Raw genomic sequence first — 23,484 nt, 5'->3', positions numbered from 1 at the left:
CGTCCTCGCAACCCGTGCGCCTGGAGGGTGAACGCAAAAAGGCCTCCGCGCAAAGCGGGGGCCTTTTGGTGCAGCGGTGCATCGCCGCTTGCCGATATGCGCGTTGAGCGGAGAGCGGTTACTCCTCGATCTCGGTGATGGCGCCGGCGGGGCAGGCGTCCTGGCAGGCACCGCAGGCGACGCAGGAGTCCTCGTCGGTCACGGTGGCGACATCGTTGAGCTCGAGAACGCCCTGGGGGCAGGAGTCGACGCAGACGCCGCAGGCGATGCACTCGTCGGCATCAATGATAGGTTTAGCCATGATGGTTCCTCTCTTTTGCGTGCCCGATGCTCCAGGCGATGCGGCATCGGGAATGACTGAGCGTAAACATACCACGCAAGACCCGCAATGCAAGCGTTTCGTGTGCATTTTCGCTGCCGTTCGCCGAGTCAACTGCGGTTGACTCGATGTGATCACCGCTTGCGGCCGGTGGCATCGTTTCTCGCGGCCGTCGGCCGCGTCTTCGCTACACGCCGTTGAGGTATCCGGCGAACAGGACCACCACGGTCGGCATGATGGCGACGGCGTAGACGGCGCGCAGCACCTGGAGGACGGCGATCTTCGCAAGATCGGCATCGAGGTCGGCGGCGATCAGCGCCATGTCGCTCGCCCCGCCGGGGGAGGAGACGAAGAGCGCGCTCTTGAGGTCGAGTAGGCCCGTGCGGGAGCAGATGAGCCCGAAGGTGAGGTTCAGCACCCAGTAGCTCGCGAACAGCAGGAGCACCGGGACGAGGGTGGTTTGGAGGCTTGAGAACGTGGAGGCGGTGATGTCGGTGCCAACAAGCGACCCCGCGAGCAGGCGCGCCGCGTCCTTGACGGGGACGGGCATGGCGCAGACGCCCTTGGTGATGTTAAGCGCCGTGACCGCGACCAGGGGGAGCACCATGGACGCGGCGGGAATCCCGCTCGCCTTGCCGAGGAGGGCGAGGACGAGAGCGAGGATGACGGTGAGGACGGTCTTGGCCGCGCGGCTCTCCGTCAGGCGGCCGAAGATGCCCTCGGAGCGCGTCAGGCCGCCGTTCGTGTCGAGTCCATCGAGATGGCCGGCGGGCTCCTCGGCTTCGTTGCGGCACATGAACCGGATCCAGTACGGGAAGATGAGCAGCACCATGACGAGGCGCGACGTCTGCATGAGCGCGACGGTGCCGACGTTGGTGCCGTAGTCCATAGATATGAGCGTGGTGTCGGTGACGCCTCCGGCGATACAGGAAAAGAGCGAGGTCATGAGGTCGATGCCGCACAGCTCGTGGATGACGACGCCCATGGCAAGCGTGTTCAGGGTGAGCATGGCCAGCAGCAGCGCGCCGGGAGCGGCGAGACGCCGCATGTTGCGGATATCGGCCTTCGTGATGCTCATGGCGATGAACGCTCCGGATATGCCCTGCGCGAACACGCGCACCCAGGTGGGCATCTGGGCGTAGCCGAAGATAACGTTGGTGGCTCCTACGGCGATCATGGGGCCAAGCATCGAGGGCGCCATGAGCCCGAGGCGCCGGGCGAGACGCCAACCGACGACGGCGACGAGGAACGTGACGATGACCATCATAGGCGGCCTTCTTTCGAGGAGGGGGAGCGCCGATCTCGTGGACTGCGGGATCCCCGGAGTATTTTTATTGTGCTTCACGGCCCGCTTCGGCGGCTCGCATCCGATATGCAAACTTGGAACGCAAATGCAGTCTTTTGACGCATGTCATCGCAGCCGGGGTGCCCGCATCCGACCTAACATCCTGAAATCAAAAAATCTTATATGGAATGACTTAGATTTTGTATAACGGGAGCCATAAGGGGATATAGTAGTCCTCGATAGAACAACGCGCGCCGTGCCGAACACCAGGGCGCGGCGCCCGGCAACCGAAAGAAGAGGGATTCCATGAGCAAGATTCTCGGTATCGACCTGGGTACCACCAACTCCGCGATGGCCGTTTTCGAGGGCGGCGACCCCACCATCATCGTCAACGCCGAGGGCGACCGCACCACCCCGTCCGTGGTCGGTTTCCGCGCCGACGGCGACCGCGTGGTGGGCAAGGCCGCCAAGAACCAGGCGGTCACCAACCCCAAGAACACCGTTTTCTCCATCAAGCGCTTCATGGGCCGCAAGTTCGACGAGGTTTCTTCCGAGATGAAGACCGTCCCCTATACCGTCACGTCCGGTCAGGGCGGTCGCGCCGTCGCCGAGATCGACGGCACCGATTACACCGCCGAGCAGATCAGCGCCATGATCCTCTCCAAGATGAAGGCCGATGCCGAGAAGTACCTGGGCGAGACCGTCACCGACGCCGTCATCACCGTCCCCGCCTACTTCAACGACGCCCAGCGCCAGGCCACCAAGGACGCCGGCAAGATCGCCGGCCTCAACGTCAAGCGCATCGTCAACGAGCCGACGGCCGCGGCGCTCGCCTACGGTCTGGAAAAGCAGGACAGCGATCAGCGCATCCTCGTGTTCGACCTCGGCGGCGGCACCTTCGACGTCTCCATCCTCGACCTCGCCGACGGTGTCTTCGAGGTTCTCGCCACCAACGGCGACAACCACCTTGGCGGTGACGACTGGGACCAGCGCGTCATCGACTGGATGGCCGATAAGTTCCAGCAGGAGAACGGCATCGACCTGCGTCAGGACTCGATGGCGCTTCAGCGCCTGAAGGAGGCTGCGGAGAACGCCAAGAAGGAGCTTTCCGCCGCCCAGCAGACCACCATCAACCTGCCCTTCATCACCGCGGACGCCACCGGCCCCAAGCACCTCAACTACGACCTCACCCGCGCCGAGTTCGAGAAGATCACCCGTGACCTCCTCGAGCGCTGCAAGGCCCCGGTCACCAACGCGCTCCGCGACGCCAACCTCAAGCTCTCTGACCTCACCGAGGTCATCCTCGTCGGCGGCTCGACCCGTATGCCCGCCGTCCAGGATCTGGTCAAGGCGATGACCGGCAAGCAGCCGAACATGTCGGTCAACCCGGACGAGGTCGTCGCGTGCGGCGCCGCGGTCCAGGGCGCCATCCTCTCCGGTGACGGCCCGAGCGACATCCTGCTGCTCGACGTGACCCCGCTGTCCCTCGGTGTCGAGACCATGGGCGGCATCATGACCAAGATGATCGACCGCAACACCACGATCCCGACGTCCAAGACCGAGATCTACTCCACCGCCGCCGACAACCAGACGAGCGTCGAGATCAACGTCCTGCAGGGCGAGCGCGAGCTGGCTCGCGACAACAAGTCCCTGGGCAAGTTCCAGCTGACCGGCATCCCGGCCGCCCGTCGCGGCGTCCCGCAGATCGAGGTCACCTTCGACATCGACGCCAACGGCATCGTGAAGGTCTCCGCCAAGGACAAGGGCACCGGCAAGGAGCAGCAGATCACCATCTCCGGCTCCACGGCGCTTTCCGACGACGAGGTCGATCGCATGGTGAAGGACGCCGAGGCGCACGCCGAGGAGGACAAGAAGCAGAAGGAGGAGGTCGAGGTCCGCAACCAGACCGACAGCCTCTGCTACTCCACCGAGCAGACCCTCTCCGAGCTCGGCGATAAGGTGAACGCCGACCTCAAGGGCAAGGCTCAGTCCGCTATCGACGAGGCCAAGAAGGCTCTCGAGGGCTCCGATGTCGAGGCCATCAAGGCTGCTGGCGAGTCCCTGCAGTCCGTTGCCTACGAGCTCGCTCAGATCGTGTACGCGGATGCCCAGCAGGCTTCTGAGGGCTCCGCCGCGCCCGACGACGACGTGGTCGATGCCGACTACGAGGTCGTCGACGAGGACAAGTAATCATGTCCGCTGATGTTGCTCGCACGGAGGCGGCCGCTGCCGCCGCCTCCGCTGACTCCGAGGAGAGGGACGTGAAGATTCCCGTAGAGGCGGCCGACGAGGCATGCGAGACCGCCGAGACCAGCGTGCAGGCCGATGAGGCGGTTGAGGACGCCGAGGCTTGCGCCATGACCGAAGAGGAGATGGTCGAGGCCGCGATTCGCGCTGGCGAGGATGCTGCCAACGACGATTTCAAAGTGAAGTTCGAGCAGGCCCAGCAGGAGGCCGCAGACCTGCGCGGCGAGCTCGAGGCCGCCGAGGCGAAGGCCGCCGAGGCGTCGGATCGCTGCTGCCGCCTGCAGGCGGACTGGGAGAACTTCCGTCGACGCACCGCGGCGGAGCGCCTGGCGGAGCAGGAGCGCGCGACGGAGAAGCTCGTCTCCGCGCTGCTGCCCGTTGTGGACGATATCGAGCGCGCCATCGACCACGCTCGCACCCAGGACCTCGCGGACGATTTCAAGCAGTTCGTGGACGGCGTCGATGCGGTCCACACCAAGCTGCTCGACATCTTCGCGCATGAAGGGGTCGAGCCTATCGATCCGAAGGGCTGCGCGTTCGACCCGCTCGAGCACCAGGCCGTGGGACGCGTCGAGGATCCCGATCAGTATGACGAGACGGTCAACGACGTATATCAAAAGGGCTACCGCATCGCCGACCACATCCTGCGCGCGGCGATGGTCACCGTGACCTACGGAGGCGCGAAGCGCCCCGCGCCCGATGAGGACGCAGGCGCCGCCGAAGGTGCCGCGGAGGAGTAGATGACGGGCCCCGAGCGCGCGCTCGGGGCCTTTTTGACGAGAAGGGAGGCAGCTATGCCCCAGGGTAAGACGTTCTACGATGTCCTTGGCGTATCGAAAGACGCCTCCGACAAAGAGATCAAGACGGCATTTCGCAAGCTCGCGCAGAAGTATCACCCCGACGCGGGCGGCGACGAGGCCAAGTTCAAGGAGATATCCGAGGCGTACGACACGCTCTCCAATCCGGAGAAGCGCAAGGAGTACGACCAGATGCTTATGTTCGGCGGCATGCCGGGCGCAGGCGGGGGCTACGCTGGAGGCGCGGCACCCTGGGGGGACATCTTCGACAGCATCTTTCGGGGCGAAGGCGTCGGGGGCTCGGACTGGGCCCAGGGTTTCGGCGGATTCGGCGGCGCGCGGAGCGCGCGTCCGCGCAAGGGCAGCGACCTCTCGCTGTCGGTCGATGTGAGCGCCGAGGACGCGTTCCGCGGCGTGACGCATAAGGTCACCTACCGCATTCCCTCGACGGGCGAGCAGCAGACCATCACGGTCTCGGTGCCGGCAGGCGCGGTGGACGGCGGCAAGCTGCGCTACAAGCGCCGCGGCGAGTACGGCGCCAACGGCGGCGAGCGCGGCGATCTTGTGGTGACGACGAACGTCGCCGAGCATCCCCTGTTCAAGCGCAAGGGGGCCGACGTGACGATGGAGCTGCCGATCTCGATGTACGAGGCCGCGCTCGGTTGCGCCGTCGACGTTCCGACGCCCGGCGGCGCCACGGTGCGGCTCAAGGTTCCCGCTGGAACCCAGAGCGGAAAGACCTTCCGCTTCAAGGATATGGGGGCGCCGGATGTGAAGCATCGGGGCAAGAACGGGGCCCTGCTGGTGAAGGTCGCCGTCCAGGTGCCGTCGAAGCTGACGGATAAGGAGCGGACGGCCCTTGAGAAGCTTGCGGAAGACGATCGCCGCGACTACCGTGCGGGCGTGGACCGCTATCGCGCTACCATGTAGCGTATGTCAGGGAGAAGGAGCGAAACGTTATGGCTGAGGACGCGCGCAATAAGCCGCTCTATATGATCTCGGTGGCTGCCGAGCTCACGGGGATGCATCCGCAGACGCTGCGTGTGTACGAGTCGAAGGGCCTGGTGAACCCGCAGCGCTCGGGCGGCAACACGCGGCTCTACTCGCGCGCCGACATCGAGCGGCTCGAGCTGATCAACCAGCTCACCGACGAGGGCATCAACCTCGCCGGCGTCGTGCGCATCCTGGACATGAAAGAGCGCGCCGAGGAACGGGAGTGCGAGAGCGAGAGGCTGCGCGCCCGCGTTCGTCAGCTGGAGGATGAGCTTCACGAGCTCAAGATGCAGAAGCGCATCACGGCCCTGGCTCCGCGCGACGGCAGCGCGAATCCCGAGCAGGTCCTGCGTGGGCTCCTGGGAGGCGGGGGCCTGTAGGGCAGCGAGAGATTTCGAGGATACGGGCGGCTTTCCGTGCCCCCTTCACCTGTTTGCACGGCAGGTGCAGGGGGTGCGTTCATATGGGGCCGAATCGGTCGCCGCGACGTGTTCGGGCCCCACCCATCAAGGGCGCCCAAGGGGACGAGTCTTACTAGGGGCACGGGAAGCCCGTCAGCAAATCATGATAATCCGACCCGAAATCCCTCGATTGGTGGCGCCGCCGTCATTACATTGTGATTTGCTGCCAAAGGGAGCGCCGCCCGTTCTGTCGATAACCGGCGCGCGCGTGTTGCGGGAGCGCCCGAAGGGGCGAAAACCCCGTCGAAGTGTCGAATCGATTCTTCCTGAGTCCGCACGAAGGTGACCGATCCGTATGGTGGTGACGTCAGGTGAGGGCGCCGCCTGTGCGCCGCATTCCCAAGGAGGACACGATGGACAACACGGATATGGTCAAGACGTCGCTGGATCAGCATGAGCGCTGGCAGGGGAAGGTCGAAGTCGTATCCCGTGCATCTATCGAGACCCCCGAGGACCTGGCCGTCGCGTATACCCCGGGTGTTGCGGAACCCTGCCGCGCCATCGCGGCGGACCCGGAGGCGTCGTGGCGCTATACGCGCCGCGGAAACCTGGTGGCGGTGGTGACCGACGGCAGCGCCGTGCTCGGCCTGGGAAACATCGGGCCTGAGGCCGGCATGCCGGTCATGGAGGGCAAGTGCGCCCTCTTCAAGACGTTCGCCGACGTCGATGCGTTCCCCTTGTGCATTCGATCTCAGGATGTCGATGAGATCGTTCGCACCGTGGAGCTGCTCGCCGGCAGCTTCGGCGGCATCAATCTCGAAGACATCGCGGCGCCGCGGTGCTTCGAGATTGAGCGCCGCCTGAAGGCGTCGTGCGACATCCCCGTCTTTCATGATGATCAGCACGGCACCGCGGTCGTGGTGTGCGCGGCGCTCAAGAACGCCTGCGCGCTTGTCGGCAAGAACCTCGAGACCGCTCGCGTGGTCTTTTCCGGCGCAGGGGCGGCGGGGCTCTCTATCGCCCGCCTGCTCATGCGCATGGGGGCTCGCGATGTGACGTTGTGCGATGTCGATGGTGTCGTTTATGCGGGAAGGCCGGGCCTTTCGGATGATCTTGCTGCGATGGCGCAGGCGACGAACCCGCGCGATATCCGGGGGTCCCTTGCCGACGCTCTCGTCGATGCCGATGTCCTGATTGGCGTCTCTGTCGCTGGAATCGTTTCTCAGGACATGGTGCGTTCGATGGCCCCTTCGCCGATCGTCTTCGCGATGGCCAATCCCGATCCGGAGATCATGCCCGACGCGGCATTGGCCGCGGGCGCGGCCGTTGCTGCGACGGGCCGATCCGATTTTCCGAACCAAATCAACAACCTACTGGCGTTCCCGGGAATCTTCAAGGGTGCTCTTGAGGTGCGGGCGCGCGATATCAGCGAGGGCATGCTGCTGGCGGCGGTGGATGCGATCGCTGGGCTGATTGCCCCCGGCGACCGTTCTGCTTGCAATATCATCCCCGATCCCTTCGACTCGCGCGTGGTTCCGGCGGTTGCCGCTGCCGTGGCGGAGCGGGCGCGCGAGGAGGGGCTTGCTCGCGCGTAACGGTGTCGTGCGGCCCCGCGCTCATGCTGACCGCCCGGCCGCAAGAGTCGCGAGCGCATGTGTCGCGTGCAAGCGTCGATGCGTCTGCTTGCGTTGTCACGGCGACCGATGTCGTGGCGAAAGATCCCACCTTGTGGCGAAAAGGGATTAATAAACCTTAGTTCAACAGGCAAAATAATACTCTTAGTCGCAGAGAAGGAGGCAGACGTGAACATCCCCGAGACGCAAAAAGATGTATTGGCGTATCTCGACGGCCTGACGCGCGATCTCGATCGTGGCGCGGTCGATCGATTCACGACCGCTTCCATCGCTTCGGCTTTGGCCATTTCGCGAAATCTGGCCAGTCAGTATCTGAACGATCTGGTTCGCGCCAAGGTTGCGGTCAAGGTCGGCAGCCGACCCGTTTACTATTTTCATCGTCGCGGTCTCGAACGCTTCCTTCAGACGAGCCTGTCGCGCAGCGCTTACGGATCTTTGGAGGACCTGTTCATCCCGGCTCAGGGCCAGACGGACGGATTTGAATGCGCCATCGGCCACGATCTGAGCCTTTCCGTCACCATCGAGCGCCTTCGCGCTGCCATGGCCTATCCGCCTTGCGGGATTCCCCTCATGCTTGTCGGCCCGCACGGCACCGGAAAGTCGCTGCTCGCTCGCCTGGGGTTCGAGTGTGCGCGCACCGAGGGCCTTGTTCCCGCGAAGGCGAAGTTTGTCTGCATCGATTGCTCCCGGTACCGCAGCGAGGCGACGCCCTCATCGGAGCGGATTCTGATGGATTCCCTCGCATCCGGCGTGGCCATCGGAGACGTGGGCATGTTCTATGTAAAGAATGTCGATCAGATCCCCGTCACAACCGTTGAGTCCCTGCTTGCCCGCATCGTCCCCGAAGGCACCCGTTTCGATTCGTTCGCCGAGGCGGGGCGCAACTCCTCGGTGGCTTCGACCGCCCGCGTCATCCTGTCGTCATCGTGCGCCCCGGATTCTCCGGAGGCCCGCGAGCTGTCTCGTCGGGTGCCGTTGATGGCGAGCGTTCCGGCGCTCCACGACCGTACGCCCGAGGAGCGCTCTGAGCTCTGCCTTTATTTTCTCAAGCGCGAGGGGCGCCGCCTGGGTACCGATATCTACATCAGCAGGGGAGCGTTTCGCCGCCTCGCCGAAGGGGAGTTCGGGGAGAACGTGCGCGGGCTGAGTTCGTGCATCACATCCTGCTGCGCCTCTGCGTTTTTGAGCAGCGAAGGCGGGCGTCTCGATATCCGAACGTTCCAGCTTCCGTCCAAGCTCGTCGACCCGTCGCGTCAGGCGCGCATGGACGACGACTCGTCCATGATCGATACGACCCGCGCCTCGTTTGCATTCGATGGCGACAAGGAGGCGACCTTGCTGTCCGGCATCGTCTCCGAATACGAGCGCTACGTCGCGGGCGAGATCGATGCGGACGGCCTGATGTGTGCCGTGTCTCAGGGCGTAATCGGTCTGGAAGACTATCTCATGTTCGAGGACCAGCGGCTGAGCGGCAGGTCGGACGCATGCGCGCGGGTCATCGAGGACGTCATCGATTCGGTGAACAGCCTCTACTCCACGATGCTTTCCCGAAAAAGCTCGCTTGTCATCACGCGCGAGGTTTGCAGTCAGGTATGGCCGACGGCCCGCCTTTCTCGTTGGAAGGGCGAGCATTTTGAAAGCGTCGTGGCGCTTGACGCGCTGGTCGGGACACGAGAGCGCCTCGCCGCATCGGTCGCCGACCGCATCGCATCCGGGATTTTCGACGCTCTCGGCATTGAGCTCGATGCCCTCACGCATCTGCTCGTCACCCTGCATGCATGCGGCTCCCAGGTCCAGACGGGCCGTCGCCGTCTCGGTGTGATTCTCGCTCACGGCTACTCGACTGCCACGAGCATCGCCGACGCCGCCAACCGCTTTTTGGGCGACCGCGTGTTCGAGGCCATCGACATGCCGTATGACTTGCAGGTGAGGGATGTCGTGCGTCCGTTGCGGCAGCTTGTCGACCAGTTTTCTTTCTGCGATGAGCTGGCCATCCTGGTGGATACCGGATCGCTGCGCTCCATCTACAAAGATCTTGGGGCGATTTCCGGCAAGACCATCGGCGTGATGAACAACGTCTCGACCGGTTTGGCAGTTGAAGTAGGGGCGGGGCTTCTCGCCGGACGCGGTATGGAGGAGCTGATGGCTTCCGCGGTGGACTCGTGCGTCTCGAGCTATCGCGTGATCGAGCGCTCGACCAGGCCGGACGCCATCATCTTCTGCGAGGAGGGCGGCATCGAGGCCGCTGAGAAGATCCGCACGCTCGTTGCTCAGAGCTTGGGCGCCGACGCCGGTGTGCGGCTGGTCACCTGTGGGTTCAGGCAGCTGATGGATAACGGTGAAGACGACGCCGTCTTCAGCCAGTATGCCGTCCGCGGAGCCATCGGGACGAGCGATCCTCAGATCGAGGGCGTTCCGTTCATCTCGCTGGAGGACTTAATCGCAGGAAGCGACGGGGCGCGCATCGACCGCGTGTTCTCGCGCTTTCTCTCCGCAGACGCCCTCGACGGCTTCCATCGCAGCTTGATCAAGAACCTCACGCTCCGCAACGTCGTCGAGTCCATCACGATCCTCAACCCCAGCAAGCTCTTCTCCGAGATCGAGCGCTCCGTCCTCATGCTCCAGCGCCTTACGGGGACCTCGATCGAGGGCCGCATGGTCGGCCTCTACGTTCACCTGTGTTGTCTCGTCGAGCGCCTGGTGACGCGCACGCCGATCGAGAACTGCGTGGACGAGGAGGGGTTCCTCTCGTCCCACGCGGATTTCGTCGAGGCGTTCCGCGAGAGCTTCGGGGACATCTCCACCCACTACCACGTCGAGGTCCCCGTGGCCGAGATCGTGTACGCATACGACTACATCTATCCCGAGCACGCCCTGCGCAAGCGTGCGATACCTTCCGACGGATCCATAGACCAGCAAGACGAGTAGGCGGAGCGCTCTGCCCGCCTCCAAGGCAAGAAAGACAAGGTGAGACTATGAGCATCGTCGCAGCGCGCATCGACAACCGCCTGCTGCACGGCATCGTTGCGAACCAATGGGTCCCGCAGTACCGCCCCCAGCGCCTCATGGTGATCGATGACGAGTATGCCAACGACCCGACGAAAAAGGCCGCCATGCGTATGGCCAAGCCGTCCGGCGTCGCGCTCTCCATCATCTCCGAGGAGACCGCGCTAGCCAACTTCACGGCGGGCAAGTACGACGACCACACCGTTTTCGTGGTCGCCCGCGCTCCGCAGACCATCCAGAACGTGATCGAGACCGGGCACCCGGTGCCCGAGCTCGTGGTGGGCGGCACCGTTGCGCCTGCTGAAGGCCAGGCGGGAACCCAGGTGAGCCGCCGTGCGTTCATCGCCGACGATGACCTCGCGTGCTACCGCGCCATCGCGGCGACCGGCTGCAAGGTGTTCTCGCAGTACATTCCGGCAGACAAGCCCGAGGCGCTCGGCGCGCTCATCGGGTAGTGAGAGGAGATGGGTTAGATGACGCTTTCCGTCATTCAGATCGTCCTGGTCGCCCTGATCGCAGGCCTGTACCGCTTCGACCGAATCGGTACGCAGATCAACGGACATAACTGCGTGCTGTGGGCAACGCTTGCCGGTCTGGTCATCGGCGATCCGTTGGCCGGCATGCAGATCGGTGCGACGTGCATGCTCATGTCGCTCGGTGTCGCGGCCATCGGAGGCTCGTCCGTGCCCGACTACATCATGGCCGCCATCGTGGGCACCGTCGTGACGGTCACCACCGGTCAGGATATGAGCGTCGGCCTCGCTATCGGCATCGCCGTCGGCCTGCTTTGGGTTCAGATCGACGTCATCGTCAAGACGCTCAATATCTTCATGGCGCACAAGCAGCAGGAGTTTGCCGCCCGCGGCGAGTACGGCAAGATGAAGGCCGTCACCTTCATGGGTCCCATCATGTTCTGCCTCGGCGAGATGATCCCGGTCCTGATCGTCATGCTCATCGGTGGCGATGCGGTCAACGCCGTGCTCGAGGCCATGCCCGCTTGGTTCACCAAGGGCCTGTCCGTTGCCGGCGGGATCCTGCCCGTCGTCGGCATGGCCATGCTGCTGAACTACATGCCCGCCAAGCAGTTCTTCAGCTACCTGGTCGTCGGCTTCGTGCTGTCCGCCTACCTCGGCCTGGGCATCCTGCCCATCGCCCTGCTCGCTGGCGCCGCTGCGTACGAGTATTACAAGGCTCATAGCGTCGCTTCTGCCGCCACCGCCCAGCTTTCTTCGGAGGGAGTGCTTGAGGATGAGTAACACGACTATGGATGTCAAGCAGGATCTTGAGGATGCGCCCGTCAAGGTCGGCCCGTTGTCCGACGGCTCATTCGAGCCCATCCTGACCGACAAGGATCTTGAGAAATGCGGTCGGCGCTGGAAGATGGCCGTCCATGGATTCAACTACGAGACCCAGCTCGCGCCGTCCGTCGTCTTCGCCGAGGCCGACGCGCTGCGCAAGATCTACGCGGATGACGAGGAGGGCTACAAGCGCTCGCTCGAGAACGCCGGCCGCTACTTCAACGCGACCCCGCCGGTCTCTGGTCTTTTGCTCGGCGCCGCCCTTGCCATCGAGGACAAGCAGCATAACCAAGGCCTCGATGCCGTCCAGGACCTCAAGGTCGGCCTGATGGGCTCCCTCTCCGGTATCGGCGACTCGATTCTTTGGACCCTCATCCCTACCGTCTTCGGCTCTATCGCCGCCTATATGGCCCAAGACGGCAACCCCGTGGGTATTTTCCTGTGGCTCGCGGTCGGTCTCGTCATCTTCTGGTGGTCGCTCAACAACTGGAAGACGGGCTATAAGTTCGGCACGTCGCTCATTACGTCGCTTGCGGACAAGATCCCCGTGTTCACCGAGGCCATGAGCATCCTGGGCCTGACGGTCGTCGGCGCCCTGATCCCCTCGGTCGTCAAGATCAATGTCGGTCTTACGTTCGCGATGGGAGAGGTCTCGCTCGGTCTGCAGGAGGGCATCCTCGACAAGATCATGCTGGGCCTTCTGCCCTGCGCCGCAACGGCCCTCGTGTACCTGCTCATCAAGAAGAAGGTCAACCTGATCGCGATCATCGTGGGCATCATCGTCCTCTCCATGGTCCTCGCCGCCTTCGGCATCCTGGTGTAGCTTTCCCCCTTTGCGGGCGGGCCCGCCACCGGTGTCCGCCCGCCGTCAGACCAGGGCCCAGCGTCCCGCATCGCCGGGTCGATACGTAATTCCGACCAGAGGAGGTCGATGTGAAAGCGGCCACATTGCGCGTGTGCATCACGCCGAGCGGAACCTTCTACATGGATGGCTATGCGAGCGATGAGCGGCGCCTGCCGGCTCTAGGCGTACATGACGATGCGTACTCGGTGCTTTTGCTGCTCGAACATGGGGGCGTTCGAACTCTGTTCGTCTCCATCGACGCGTGCAACATCTCCCTTTCCCGCACCGCCCGGATGCGGTCCCTTCTCTGCGAGGTCCTCGATCTCGAAGACGAGCGCCTGGTGATCAGCACGATCCACTCGCACTCGTGCCCGACGGGCCTGCGCGAGGGGACCATCACGGGCAAGGAGTCGTACGGATGGCCCGAGATGGTGTGTGGGCTGGTCGTCCAGGCTGCGACCGGTCTTGTCGACCGGCTTGTCGAGGTGCGCGCCGAGCTGATGGAGACGCGCGTCCGGGGCTGGTATTCAAACCGCAACTCCAAGGACAAGCCGTTCGATGATGAGGCGTTTGTCGTGCGGTTCGTCGGCGAAGACGGGTCGACCGTTGCCGGCATGCTCAACTTCAACTGCCACGCGACCGTCGTCGGGCCCAAGAACCGCTATCTCACCACGGATGTGCAGGGCGGCGTGCGCGCGCACATCGCCGACTGGCTTGGCGTTACCCCGTATGCTTTCACGGGCGCATCGGGAGATCTGGGCAACAGGCAGTTCCGCCAGGGAAATGACTTCGCAGAGCTCGCGCGCGTCTCGTGCGGAATCGCGGGGGAGCTCATGAAGGGCTCGTTTGAGCCGATTGAGCTGTCCGCCCCCTCGGTTCGCGTCTTCCGCAAGGACATCGACTACGACAACACGGTGCACTTCGATCGCTATCACCAGCAGCTCGCGCAGGCCCAGGCGGTCCTCGACGATCCGTCGGCTTCGTTTGATGCGAAGAAACTCGCGCGCACCGAGGTCATGCGTCTCGGAGAGCGCTTGGAGCTCGACCGGATTGCCTTCCCCATGGAGATGCGGATATATGACTTCAGTCAGCTTGTTATCGTGACCTTCCCGGGAGAACTCGGCAGCGTGCTCGGCATGCGAATCAAGTCGATGTTTCCCGGAAAAAGGGTGTTCGTGATAGGTTATGCAAATGACGGGCAGGGCTACTTCGTCCCTGCTGGCGATTTTGGGCTCGGGTACGAATCGTTCGTCACGAAGCTGCCCGCGGGCGGCATAGAGTCCGTGCTTGATGAATTTGAGGACCAGCTATGAGACATGTCGTTATCGCGTCGCACCATCGATTCGCCTCCGGCCTGAGGGATACCCTCGAGTTCATCGGCGGGGATCTCGGCATCGTCGATATCAATGCCTATATCGACGACACGCCGCTCGAGGATCAGGTGCGCACCACGTTTGATTCGTTTGCGCCGGAAGACGAGGTCCTCGTGTTCACGGATATGATGCAGGGCAGCGTCAACCAGGCATTCATTCCCTATATCGGTCCGAATGTGTTCCTGGTGACCGGCGTCAACGTCCCGTGCGCGCTCGAGCTCGCGTTGTCCGCCTCCCCGCTTACCGGCGAGGGCGTCGCCGCTGTTATCGATGCCGCTCGATCCCAGCTGATGTTCGTGAACGCCCAGGCCGTGCCTGTCGACGACGAGGACGAATAGCCGGCGCTCCGATCAGATTGCCACCCCCATCGGCGCCACTCGGCCCTCTGTGCCATCTCGTTCATTGAGATGGCATGGGGTTTCCGGGCGGCGCTGTTTTGCTGGGTGCCCGGCACGCCGGCCGATGGTTACATGGGGGAGCGCACGTTCAGTTGCGCCGGCACGCAATGCACATCCTCGACATCCTTTTGGTACGCGGGAGGGGCTGGAGTGCATGGAAAACGGGGGCCGCAGCGTTGATGCCGCGGCCCCCGTTGCGTAGGGCTGATGCCGTGCGGTGCCCTAGAGCGCGAAGTCGCCGCCCACCAAGGTGGAGACGGAGCGCTCGTGGTATACGGCGGCGATGGTCTCGGCGAACTCGCCCGCAACCGAAATGGTCTTGATCTTGCCGCCGACCTCGACGGGGATCGCGTCGGTGACGACGCACTCGACGATAGGGGCGTCGTTCAGGCGCTCGACGGCGGGGCCGGAGAAGATGCCGTGGGTGGCGCACACGTAGATGTCGCCGGCGCCCAGGATCTTGAGCTCCTTGACGTTGGCGCACAGAGTGCCTGCGGTGTCGATCATGTCGTCGTTGATGATGCAGGTCTTGCCCTTGATGTCACCGATGATGCCCATGACCTCGGCGGCGTTGTGACGTGGACGGCCCTTGTGGGCGATGGCCAGGCTGCAGCCGAGCATGTCGGAGAGCTTCTTGGCGGCCTTGGCGCGTCCCACATCGGGGGAGACGACGACCAGGTTGTCGGTGTCGAAGTTCATCGCGTTGTAGTAGTCGGCGAACAGCGGCAGCGCGGAGAGGTGGTTGACCGGGATATCGAAGAAGCCCTGGATCTGACCCTGGTGCAGGTCGAGGGTGATGATGCGGTCGACGCCGGCGGTTTCGAGCAGGTTGGCCACGAGACGCGCGGTGATGGGCTCGCGCGGGCCGGCCTTGCGGTCCTGGCGGGCGTAGCCGTAGTGCGTGATGACGGCGGTGATGGAGCGGGCGGACGCGCGCTTGGCGGCATCCGTGGCGATTAGCAGCTCCATCAGCATGTCGTTGACGTTCGCGCCGGCAACGGACTGGATCAGGAACACGTCGGCACCGCGGACGGTCTCGTCGTAGCGAGCGTAGATCTCGCCGTTCGCGAACTGCTTGAGCGTGAGCCCCGAAAGCTCGACACCCAGCTGGCCGGCAATCTTCTCTGCGAGCGGACGGTTGGAAGAGCCCGAATAGACGCGGAGGATCTTGTTCATATCCACAGTCTTCTTGGGATCGGTTGTCGGCATGTCTTCTCCTTTATACGCCACAACATCCATGTCTTTATATATTAGCCATAAAGGCTTGACCAAAGCATGACAAAGGGCACGGTCCCGTATCGCATGCGTGAACGCCCCGAGCGGATGCGACGAGAGGCTTCCTCGCGCCGTGCGCCCGGGGCGTGGCGGGCGCTACAGGCGCGCGCGCCTGAGCTCGGTGTAATGCTTGACGATGCGCTGATCGCTGCGCTCGATGGCGAGCGCGCCCGCGGGCACGTCGTGGGTGATGCAGCTGCTTGCTCCGGTAATGGCGTCCGCGCCGATGTTCACGGGCGCCACCATCATGGTGTCGGACCCGATGAACGTGCGGTCGCCGATGGTCGTGGCGTGCTTGTTCTTGCCGTCGTAGTTGCAGGTGATGGAGCCTGCCCCGACGTTGACGCCGGCGCCCATCTGGGTGTCGCCGATGTAGGACAGGTGGGGAACCTTGGAGCCCTTGCCGATCGTGGACTTCTTGATCTCGACGTGCGTGCCCGCCTTGGATCCGTCGAGCATGTGCGTGCCGGGGCGCAGGTAGGCGCGCGGGCCGCATTCCACGTCGTCGGCGAGCACGGCTTCGACGGCAACGGTCTCGTCGATCACGCACCGGTCGCCCGCAACGGTATCGGTAAGGCGGGTGTTGGGGCCGAGCTGGCAATCCTCGCCCACGTGGCAGCGGCCGATAAGATGGGTTTGGGGCCAGACGACGGTGTCGCGTCCGATCTGCGCATCGGGCCCGATCCACGCCTGGGCGGGATCGATGAAGGTGACGCCCTCCGTCATGAGGCGGTCGTTGATGCGGCCGCGTGCGATGTCGGTGACCTCGGCGAGCTGCATGCGCGAGTTGACGCCCAGGCCGTCGCGGTAATCGTTGCAATGCGAGATGGTGACGGCGTGCCCATGGGACTTGAGGATCTCGACCATGTCGGGTAGGTAGTATTCGGACTGCGCGTTGTCGCAGGTGACCTCGCCGATATGGGCGGCCAGCAGGGCGCCATCGAAGGCGTAGCAGCCGGCGTTGCACTCAAGCAGCTGGGCCGCCTGCTCGGGCGTGCAGTCCTTCTGCTCGACGATGCGCTCGACGGATCCGTCGGCGGCCAGCTGGATGCGCCCGTAGCCGAAGGGCTCGGGAGGGGTGAAGGTGAGGACGGCCGCGGCGTGCGATCCGTCGGCGACGGTCTCGGCGAAGCTGCGGATCGTCGACGCCTGGATGAGGGGGAGGTCGCCGTTGAGCACGACGACGGGGCCGGCATCGATGCCGGCCGCCTCGAGGGCGACGCGCACCGCATGGCCGGTGCCCAGGCGCTCCGTCTGCTCGACGCACTCGATGGCGGCGGCGTGCTCGCCGGAGTAGGCGTCTGCAAGGATGGCGCGCACCTCGTCGCTGTGGCTGCCCACCACTACGACGACGCGTCCGGCGCCCGATGCGATCGCTGCGTCGACGACCCAGCGGATCATCGGCTTGCCGAGGATCTTGTGCGAGACCTTGGCGTGGTTCGACTTCATGCGGGTGCCCTGACCCGCGGCCATGATGATGGCGGTGACGTCCATGGAGGTGCTCCTATGGGTTGGTTTCCAGTGCCCTTCGATGGTAGCGCAGGCGCGCATCGCTCGGACTGCTGCTGGCGTTTGTTCGCAAACAGCACGGATTTGAGGGTGTTCAAGGGTGGCATTTCGGGTGCTAACTCGTTTTACCTTCACGGTGGAATCGGCCCTCTTATTGAGCTCCGCTTCTATAATTGCGTGAAAAGACGACGAGGTCTGATGGGAAGGGCGGTCGCGGTGGAACAACGATGCATCTCGAGGCGGGGTGCCCTCGCGGGCACGGCGCTGCTCGCGGGCGCCGCGATCGCGGGCTTTCCGGCGACGGCGGCGGAAGGGCTGCCCGACGAGCCGTACACGGCGTGGCCGGGGTACGCGTCGACGGCCCCGGTCAGCGTCGTTCCGGGATGCGTGCCGGTATCGGCCCCGCTTTCGGGGCGCGTCGCGTGGCGCGTCGCCGCTGCCGCAGATGGCCCCCTGGCGCTGCGACAGGTCGGGTCCTCGGCGCGTCTCTACGCGCTGGCCGCAGGATCGATCGTCGCGGTCGATATGGCGACGGGCGAACGGCTTGCCCAGGCGGAACTGCCCGCTCCGACGCCCTCCCGCTCCGCAATGCTGTTCATCGACAGCGCTCTTGCGGTACCGTGCGCCGACGGCTCGGTCGCCCTGTATACGGAGGACCTCGAGCGCATCGCGGTCTCGCCGTCGACCCTTGGGGGCGCGGCGGGGGACGGCGCGTCGGTCGCAACGGACGGCGCGGTGCTGTACGCGGCCTTTCCCTGCGCCGGCCGCGTGCGCGTAGCCGGCTTCTCGGCCTACGATGCGCAGGAGCTCTGGTCCGTGGACTGCGGCGAGGCGCTCGACGAGGCTTCTCCGACTCTGGTCGCGCTGTCCCGGGGCGTTCTGGTCGCCGACGGGGGCGCTATCGTGCGGCTGCTTTCCGCCGATGACGGCTCGGAGCTCTCGAGCTTCGATGCGGGGTGCGCGGTGGGGGCCAGGGTCGCCCCGGTGTATGGCGGCCGCGATGACGGCGCCGAGGAACCCGCTCCCCGCTTTGCCGACGCCGTGCTTGTGGGGACCGAGGCGGGGCGCGTGTCCCTTCTGCGCGATCGCGGCGCGCTGGCGGAGGACGCGCGCGTCGACGTGGGCCGCGCGCTGGCGGATCGCGCGCCGGTTGCGGCCTCCCGCGGAGGCGCATGGGCTGCCGACGGCGCGTTTATCGCCCTTGACATGCGGCTTTCGGGCGACAGCGCCTGTCTCGACATGGTCGGGGAGGTGTCGGCTGCGGGTCCGGTTCCGTCGTGCGGCGTCGCGGTGTGCCGAGGCCTCGACGCCTCGACGGCCGAGGTGACGGTCTACGCGGCGGCGGAGGACGGGCTGCGGGCTGTCGAACGGTCGGCGGACGGCGGGCTGAGCGTGCGCACGGTGTGCGACGCCGCAACGATCGGTGGCGCCCCGACGTCGGGTGCGACCATCGCGCCGCTCGTCGACCGCGACGGAACGCTGGTTCTCGTGGGAGCGTCCGGAGACATCGTGGCGCTCGAGGCCGACGCGTCCCGCGCCGTCGCGATGGATGTGGGCGGACACGAGGGCCTCGATACCGTCGGGCGCTCCCTTGCCGGCGTCGTGCTCCCAAACGGCGCAGGGATAGGGGCCGGGGCGCTGGTGCTCGGCGCGACATTCGCCGCCTACGCGTTCATACGAAATCGTGGCGGTGCCCGAGACCGCGATGAGGGGCTTGATGCGTGGCGCGCGCAGCACGGCGGCGGGGACGGCGCGGAGGGATCGGATGGGCGCGGTCGCAGGCGATGATGCCGAGGGGGCGTCGCATCCGCGCTCGTGAGGGATTTGAGCGACACCGGGGGTGCGCGCCGCATCCGTTTCGACGTGATACATGGGTTACATGCGTTGTTTAGGAAACATCTGAAACCGATACGTCCCCAGAAAAGACCCGTAAGCAACTGGGTCAATAATATGATATCGTATTATGCTAACTTGTTTATGTATATGTAGACATAAGGAAGGGCGGACACGGAACGGCCATCAGGATACGGGTATAAATTATAGTTATTCTGATGGAAGCAAATCGAACGGAATGTAGTTTCTCGTTTACATCAATGCGCTGGTCAGAGGGTGATGCTTTGCGGAGCGTGGACCGAGAAAACAATCCTCGACGATACAATACGCTTCTGCGTATACGTATATGTGCAATATGTGTAGCAGGCGTGGGTCACTAACGAACTTGCAGTATATGGGCAAGAAAAAGGATATGGTATAACAGCATTATTGCTACCAACAATTGCTATTGGTTGACATCGATATACAAAGGTGGGGTTAGCGCGTCGCCGCTCGGAGCGCGCGGCTCCGCAAGATGAGAGGTTGGGGTGGAACGTGGCCGAAAAGAAGCAGGGTGCCAAGTATGACGCGAAGATTCGTCGTCGCGCCGTGAAGATCTTGTCCACGGGTGTCGGACATCGCGCGCTCGCCGTCGAGCTCGGAATTCCCGAAGCGACGGCCCGCCAGTGGGCGCGTTCCTATGCCGTCGGAGGCCAATCCGCTATCATGAATGCCGGGGCGAAGCATCGCGTCTACCCGTATGAGCTCAAGCTCTCCGTGGTCAAGGACCGCCTTGAGAACGGCATGTCCGTACGCGAGGTCATGGTCAAGCATGGGGTTCCCAGCGAGTCATCCGTCAAGACCTGGTGCCGTCAGTATCGGGCCAACGGCCCCGAGGCGCTCGTCAATAAGCCGCGTGGCCGCAAGCCGCGCAACCGCGCCGAAGAGTAGCTCGCCTCCGCCTCTCACGGTCCGGGAGCATCAGATCGAAGATCGAGGCAATGACGCGCCGTCATCCATCGGGTGGCGGCGCGTTTGGTTTTCATCGACTATGGTCCGGGCTGCGCGGGCGCAAATCGCTCCAATTCATTGCTTGGAGGCCTTTCGCGACATAGCTCAGCGTCTTTTCGCGAAGTGGATGCCCCGTTTGCAGGGCTGGAGGACATCCGGGCCGCCCCGCATCGTATCGCGTCACGAAAAGTGGTGTAGGGCCGTTCCCCCGGGGTCGCAGCCCCGCCCCGTATGCTACGCCGCCCTCCTCTTCCTGTCGAACGCCTCCTCCACCAGCCTGAGCACCCTCTCCTCGCCGCCGGGTTCCTCGGGCAGGGGTTCGCGCTCGTAGCCGGGCTCCAGGCTCCTCCTGTCGATGAAGTTGCGCTCGCACGCCCAGGCGTCGTTCTGGTCGCAGCACACCGCCCCGACCAGGCGCACGAGGGACTCCGCCGACGGGAACACCTGGACCACCCTCGTGCGCCGCTTGATCTCGCAGTTCATGCGCTCCTGGACGTTGTTCGTCCTCACCCAGTGCCGGTGCTCCCGGGGGAACGCGAGGTAGGCGAGGGCCGCGGGCGCGGCCTCCTCGAGGAGCTCGGCGCCGCGCTCGTCCACGGCGGCGAGCAGGTCGACGGCGCGGCGGTAGCCCGCCCTCACGAGCGCCGGGTCCGCCTCGGCGAAGGCGGCCTTGAGGGCCGCGACGGCGGCCGAGCCGTCGCCCTTCCTGCGGCAGCGCTCCAGCACGTTGCGCTCGAGGTGCGCGATGCAGCGCTGCCAGGCGGCGCCGGGCAGGGACTCGCGGACGGCCCGGACGAGGCCCTCGTGGGCGTCCGAGACGACGAGGCGCACGCCCGAGAGCCCGCGGGACCTGAGCGACAGCAGGAAGCCGCGCCAGGAGAGGTAGGACTCGGTGTCGATGCACTCTATGCCCACGACGCGCCTGCGCGCCGAGCCCGAGCAGGCCACCGCGGTGACGAGCGCCACCGACCTCGGCGCGCCGGCCTCGCGGCACGGCACGTAGGTGGCGTCGAGCCACAGGTACGGCCACTCCTCGGAGGAGAGGTCCGCGCCCCGCAGCTCCGCCACCTCGCCGTCGAGCCCCTCGCACAGCCGCGACACGCGGGACCGGCCCATCGACTCGAGGCCCAGGTCGGAGGCGACGGCCTCGACCTTCCTGGTCGAGATGCCCGCCGCCCACATGTCGCACACGGCCGAGGCGAGGGCCGTGTCCGTCCGCGACCAGCGCGCGACCACGTCCTCGGGGAAGTACGTCCCCTCCCTGAGCTTGGGGATCCTGAGCGTCACCCGCCCGACGCAGGTGTCGAGCGAGCGCTCGCGGTAGCCGTTGCGCGGCACCCCGAGCTCGGACGCCTGCTCGTCCATGACCGCGTTCAGCAGCCCCTCCAGCAGGGACCTCAGCGCGGCGTTGATGTCGATCGTGCCGTCGGCGCGGACGCCGGCGGCGGCGAGCGCCTCCTCGTGTACAGTGTCCATAGCGGTCGTTCCTTTCTCCAGAACCGTCTGTTGTGGTGACTACGATTCTAGGGAACGGCCGCGCCCTTTCGGGCGCCGGCCGGGATGCCGGCTACACCAATTTTCGGGACGCGTCCCCGCATCGAAATACGCGCACCCAAATCTAAGGCCAACCTGTCGAATTCTGAGGGTGCGACGGGGTCGTTTGCCCATGGGGTGGAAGGGAGCTAGGACTGCCGTGGGCCGCCTCATAAGCCACCCGCCTTAGTTGCACCAGAATCACAAATCGGGATGAACTGGAAAAGCGGTATGCCTTGTACCTGCATCTTTGTGATTTCGGCGCCACGTCTTTAGTTGCCTTTTAGTTATCAAAAGCGCGGGAGCAGGCGCCTTTCCTTTCTTCTGGCGCGCAGGAGGTTGAAGCCGCGTGTCCATGCCGTCCTGGACGCTGTGTTGCCGGTGTTCTGCCGTCGATGCTTTCCGCACGGCATGCGCCGCGTGCTATCATGTGACGCGAAAAACACCTGTTTTTGCAGGTACTGAGCAGCATGAACTTGTGAGAGAGGATTCAACATGCTCAACGCGATCGAGATCTCGCCCAAGGTTTGGTGGGTCGGCGGCATCGACTGGAACGAGCGCCTGTTCCACGGCTACACCACCGAGGCCGGCATCACCTACAACGCCTACCTCATCATGGACGAGAAGATCACCCTCATCGACACCTGCAAGGCCACGTTCTCCAACGAGCTCGTTCAGCGCATCTCCCAGGTGGTCGACCCCTCCAAGATCGATGTCGTCATCACCAACCACGTGGAGATGGACCATTCCGGTTCCCTGCCCGTGATCCACAAGATCGCCCCCAACGCCCAGATCTACGCTTCCGCCGGCGCTGGCGTGAAGGAGGTCTACGCCCACTTCGGCATCGAGGCGACGCCCGTGAAGAGCGGCGACACCCTCTGCATCGGCGAGCGTACGCTCACGTTCGTGACCACGCCCATGGTCCACTGGCCCGACAACATGGTCACCTACTCCGATGTCGATCAGATCCTGTTCTCCAACGACGCGTTCGGCCAGCACTTCGCCACCACCAAGCGCTTCGATGACGAGAACGACCTATGCGAGATCATGAAGCAGGCCAAGAAGTACTACGCCAACATCGTGTGGCCGTACGGCATGCAGGCGGGCAAGGCGCTTGCCGCGGTGAAGGGCCTCGACCTCAAGATGATCGCTCCCAGCCATGGCTGCATCTGGCGCTCCCACATCGACAAGATCCTCGCCTGCTACGAGGATTGGACCGCCTACAAGACCGAGGAGAAGGCTGTCGTCGTCTTCGACTCCATGTGGCACTCCACCGAGATGATGGCGCGCGAGATCTGCGACGCCTTCATCGCCGAGGGCATCTCCGCCCAGCTCGTCGACGTCAAGGCGACCCACATCTCCGACATCATGACCGACATGTGCGACGCCCGCTACGTCGCCATCGGCTCGCCCACGCTCAACTCCAACATGCTGCCCACCGTGGCGAGCTTCCTCACCTACATGCGCGGCCTGTCGCCCAAGAACGACCAGCGCATCGGCCTGGCGTTCGGTTCCTACGGCTGGGCCCCGCTCGGTCCCAAGCAGGTGTACGAGGAGATGGAGAAGGCCAAGTTCAACCTCCCCGTCCCTGTGATCACCCAGCAGTGGATTCCCTCCGAGGAGGACCTCGCCGAGCTGCAGGCCACGGTCAAGCAGGTCATCGAGGACGCCCGCGCTTAACGTGCCGCCCGGCACCCGCGGCTGCCCGAAGGGTTTCTCATCGCGACTGCTTTGCGCGCCGGTCCGGAT

18 protein-coding genes and 1 pseudogene are annotated in these 23,484 nt (G+C 64.6%); 14 read left to right on the top strand and 5 right to left on the bottom strand.

Going from position 1 to position 23,484, the window contains the following annotated elements; genetic code table 11:
- Positions 1-118 precede the first annotated feature (118 nt).
- Both BQ7355_RS02100 and BQ7355_RS02095 read right to left on the bottom strand, forming a co-directional pair.
- On the bottom strand, positions 119-301 hold the full coding sequence (locus tag BQ7355_RS02100) for a DUF362 domain-containing protein (RefSeq protein ID WP_072414700.1): 183 nt from the start codon (positions 299-301) through the stop codon (positions 119-121).
- Positions 302-506: 205 nt separating this feature from the next.
- Entirely contained in the window at positions 507-1,664 is a 1,158-nt protein-coding gene (locus BQ7355_RS02095; protein WP_072414699.1) for an AbrB family transcriptional regulator, read from the bottom strand.
- Positions 1,665-1,889: 225 nt separating this feature from the next.
- Here BQ7355_RS02095 and dnaK point away from each other — a divergent pair.
- From dnaK to BQ7355_RS02040, 11 genes and pseudogenes are all read left to right on the top strand, one after another.
- Positions 1,890-3,794, top strand: a pseudogene (gene dnaK / locus BQ7355_RS02090) (molecular chaperone DnaK); the annotation flags it as partial.
- A 2-nt stretch (positions 3,795-3,796) separates the two neighbouring features.
- Positions 3,797-4,591 carry a nucleotide exchange factor GrpE gene (locus BQ7355_RS02085; RefSeq protein ID WP_072414697.1) on the top strand — a complete coding sequence of 265 codons (795 nt, stop codon included), beginning with the start codon at positions 3,797-3,799 and terminating at the stop codon, positions 4,589-4,591.
- Positions 4,592-4,645: 54 nt separating this feature from the next.
- On the top strand, positions 4,646-5,578 hold the full coding sequence (locus BQ7355_RS02080; protein WP_072414696.1) for a DnaJ C-terminal domain-containing protein: 933 nt from the start codon (positions 4,646-4,648) through the stop codon (positions 5,576-5,578).
- A gap of 29 nt (positions 5,579-5,607) precedes the next feature.
- Positions 5,608-6,021 carry a heat shock protein transcriptional repressor HspR gene (locus BQ7355_RS02075; RefSeq protein WP_072414695.1) on the top strand — a complete coding sequence of 138 codons (414 nt, stop codon included), beginning with the start codon at positions 5,608-5,610 and terminating at the stop codon, positions 6,019-6,021.
- A 434-nt stretch (positions 6,022-6,455) separates the two neighbouring features.
- A complete protein-coding gene (locus tag BQ7355_RS02070; RefSeq protein WP_205407542.1) occupies positions 6,456-7,637 on the top strand; it encodes an NAD(P)-dependent malic enzyme in 1,182 nt (393 codons plus the stop codon).
- Positions 7,638-7,844: 207 nt separating this feature from the next.
- Positions 7,845-10,604, top strand: coding sequence for a hypothetical protein (locus BQ7355_RS02065; protein WP_072414694.1), 2,760 nt, complete (start codon positions 7,845-7,847; stop codon positions 10,602-10,604).
- A gap of 47 nt (positions 10,605-10,651) precedes the next feature.
- A complete protein-coding gene (locus tag BQ7355_RS02060; protein WP_072414693.1) occupies positions 10,652-11,137 on the top strand; it encodes a PTS sugar transporter subunit IIB in 486 nt (161 codons plus the stop codon).
- Positions 11,138-11,155: 18 nt separating this feature from the next.
- Positions 11,156-11,938, top strand: a complete 783-nt coding sequence (locus tag BQ7355_RS02055; protein ID WP_072414692.1) for a PTS mannose/fructose/sorbose/N-acetylgalactosamine transporter subunit IIC — start codon at positions 11,156-11,158, stop codon at positions 11,936-11,938.
- On the top strand, positions 11,931-12,803 hold the full coding sequence (locus BQ7355_RS02050; protein ID WP_205407541.1) for a PTS system mannose/fructose/sorbose family transporter subunit IID: 873 nt from the start codon (positions 11,931-11,933) through the stop codon (positions 12,801-12,803). The genes BQ7355_RS02055 and BQ7355_RS02050 overlap by 8 nt, the downstream gene beginning before the upstream one ends.
- A 110-nt stretch (positions 12,804-12,913) precedes the next feature.
- A complete protein-coding gene (locus BQ7355_RS02045) occupies positions 12,914-14,137 on the top strand; it encodes a hypothetical protein (protein WP_072414691.1) in 1,224 nt (407 codons plus the stop codon).
- Positions 14,134-14,535 (top strand): PTS sugar transporter subunit IIA, encoded by a 402-nt coding sequence (locus tag BQ7355_RS02040; protein WP_072414690.1) that lies wholly within the window; start codon positions 14,134-14,136, stop codon positions 14,533-14,535. Before BQ7355_RS02045 ends, BQ7355_RS02040 begins: the two co-directional genes overlap by 4 nt.
- Positions 14,536-14,817: 282 nt before the next feature.
- Here BQ7355_RS02040 and BQ7355_RS02035 read toward each other — a convergent pair whose 3' ends face one another.
- Positions 14,818-15,804, bottom strand: coding sequence for a ribose-phosphate diphosphokinase (locus BQ7355_RS02035; protein WP_072414689.1), 987 nt, complete (start codon positions 15,802-15,804; stop codon positions 14,818-14,820).
- A gap of 162 nt (positions 15,805-15,966) precedes the next feature.
- Positions 15,967-17,364: a bifunctional UDP-N-acetylglucosamine diphosphorylase/glucosamine-1-phosphate N-acetyltransferase GlmU gene (glmU, locus tag BQ7355_RS02030; protein ID WP_072414688.1), complete on the bottom strand. Its 1,398-nt coding sequence runs from the start codon at positions 17,362-17,364 to the stop codon at positions 15,967-15,969.
- Positions 17,365-17,577: 213 nt separating this feature from the next.
- Between glmU and BQ7355_RS02025 the strand changes: the two genes are divergently transcribed.
- Positions 17,578-19,167 (top strand): outer membrane protein assembly factor BamB family protein, encoded by a 1,590-nt coding sequence (locus tag BQ7355_RS02025; protein ID WP_072414687.1) that lies wholly within the window; start codon positions 17,578-17,580, stop codon positions 19,165-19,167.
- A 579-nt stretch (positions 19,168-19,746) separates the two neighbouring features.
- A complete protein-coding gene (locus tag BQ7355_RS02020; RefSeq protein WP_072414686.1) occupies positions 19,747-20,142 on the top strand; it encodes a helix-turn-helix domain-containing protein in 396 nt (131 codons plus the stop codon).
- Between the two features lie 294 nt (positions 20,143-20,436).
- Here the strand turns inward: BQ7355_RS02020 and BQ7355_RS02015 are convergent, their stop codons facing one another.
- Positions 20,437-21,678 (bottom strand): IS256 family transposase, encoded by a 1,242-nt coding sequence (locus BQ7355_RS02015; RefSeq protein ID WP_072414685.1) that lies wholly within the window; start codon positions 21,676-21,678, stop codon positions 20,437-20,439.
- A 552-nt stretch (positions 21,679-22,230) separates the two neighbouring features.
- Here BQ7355_RS02015 and BQ7355_RS02010 point away from each other — a divergent pair.
- Positions 22,231-23,415 carry an FprA family A-type flavoprotein gene (locus BQ7355_RS02010; protein ID WP_072414684.1) on the top strand — a complete coding sequence of 395 codons (1,185 nt, stop codon included), beginning with the start codon at positions 22,231-22,233 and terminating at the stop codon, positions 23,413-23,415.
- Positions 23,416-23,484 lie beyond the last annotated feature (69 nt).

Source organism: Collinsella phocaeensis (genome assembly GCF_900119895.1).
Taxonomy (GTDB): Bacteria; Actinomycetota; Coriobacteriia; order Coriobacteriales; family Coriobacteriaceae; genus Collinsella; species Collinsella phocaeensis.
This window is presented reverse-complemented; position numbering and strand designations above follow the sequence as displayed.

Excerpts from the sequence above, each read along its gene's own strand:
- BQ7355_RS02100 (WP_072414700.1), bottom strand. The coding sequence starts at position 301 with ATGGCTAAACCTATCATTGATGCCGACGAGTGCATCGCCTGCGGCGTC.
- BQ7355_RS02085 (WP_072414697.1), top strand. The coding sequence starts at position 3,797 with ATGTCCGCTGATGTTGCTCGCACGGAGGCGGCCGCTGCCGCCGCCTCC.
- BQ7355_RS02080 (WP_072414696.1), top strand. The coding sequence starts at position 4,646 with ATGCCCCAGGGTAAGACGTTCTACGATGTCCTTGGCGTATCGAAAGAC.
- BQ7355_RS02075 (WP_072414695.1), top strand. The coding sequence starts at position 5,608 with ATGGCTGAGGACGCGCGCAATAAGCCGCTCTATATGATCTCGGTGGCT.
- BQ7355_RS02070 (WP_205407542.1), top strand. The coding sequence starts at position 6,456 with ATGGACAACACGGATATGGTCAAGACGTCGCTGGATCAGCATGAGCGC.
- BQ7355_RS02060 (WP_072414693.1), top strand. The coding sequence starts at position 10,652 with ATGAGCATCGTCGCAGCGCGCATCGACAACCGCCTGCTGCACGGCATC.
- BQ7355_RS02055 (WP_072414692.1), top strand. The coding sequence starts at position 11,156 with ATGACGCTTTCCGTCATTCAGATCGTCCTGGTCGCCCTGATCGCAGGC.
- BQ7355_RS02050 (WP_205407541.1), top strand. The coding sequence starts at position 11,931 with ATGAGTAACACGACTATGGATGTCAAGCAGGATCTTGAGGATGCGCCC.
- BQ7355_RS02040 (WP_072414690.1), top strand. The coding sequence starts at position 14,134 with ATGAGACATGTCGTTATCGCGTCGCACCATCGATTCGCCTCCGGCCTG.
- BQ7355_RS02035 (WP_072414689.1), bottom strand. The coding sequence starts at position 15,804 with ATGCCGACAACCGATCCCAAGAAGACTGTGGATATGAACAAGATCCTC.
- glmU (WP_072414688.1), bottom strand. The coding sequence starts at position 17,364 with ATGGACGTCACCGCCATCATCATGGCCGCGGGTCAGGGCACCCGCATG.
- BQ7355_RS02025 (WP_072414687.1), top strand. The coding sequence starts at position 17,578 with ATGGGAAGGGCGGTCGCGGTGGAACAACGATGCATCTCGAGGCGGGGT.
- BQ7355_RS02015 (WP_072414685.1), bottom strand. The coding sequence starts at position 21,678 with ATGGACACTGTACACGAGGAGGCGCTCGCCGCCGCCGGCGTCCGCGCC.
- BQ7355_RS02010 (WP_072414684.1), top strand. The coding sequence starts at position 22,231 with ATGCTCAACGCGATCGAGATCTCGCCCAAGGTTTGGTGGGTCGGCGGC.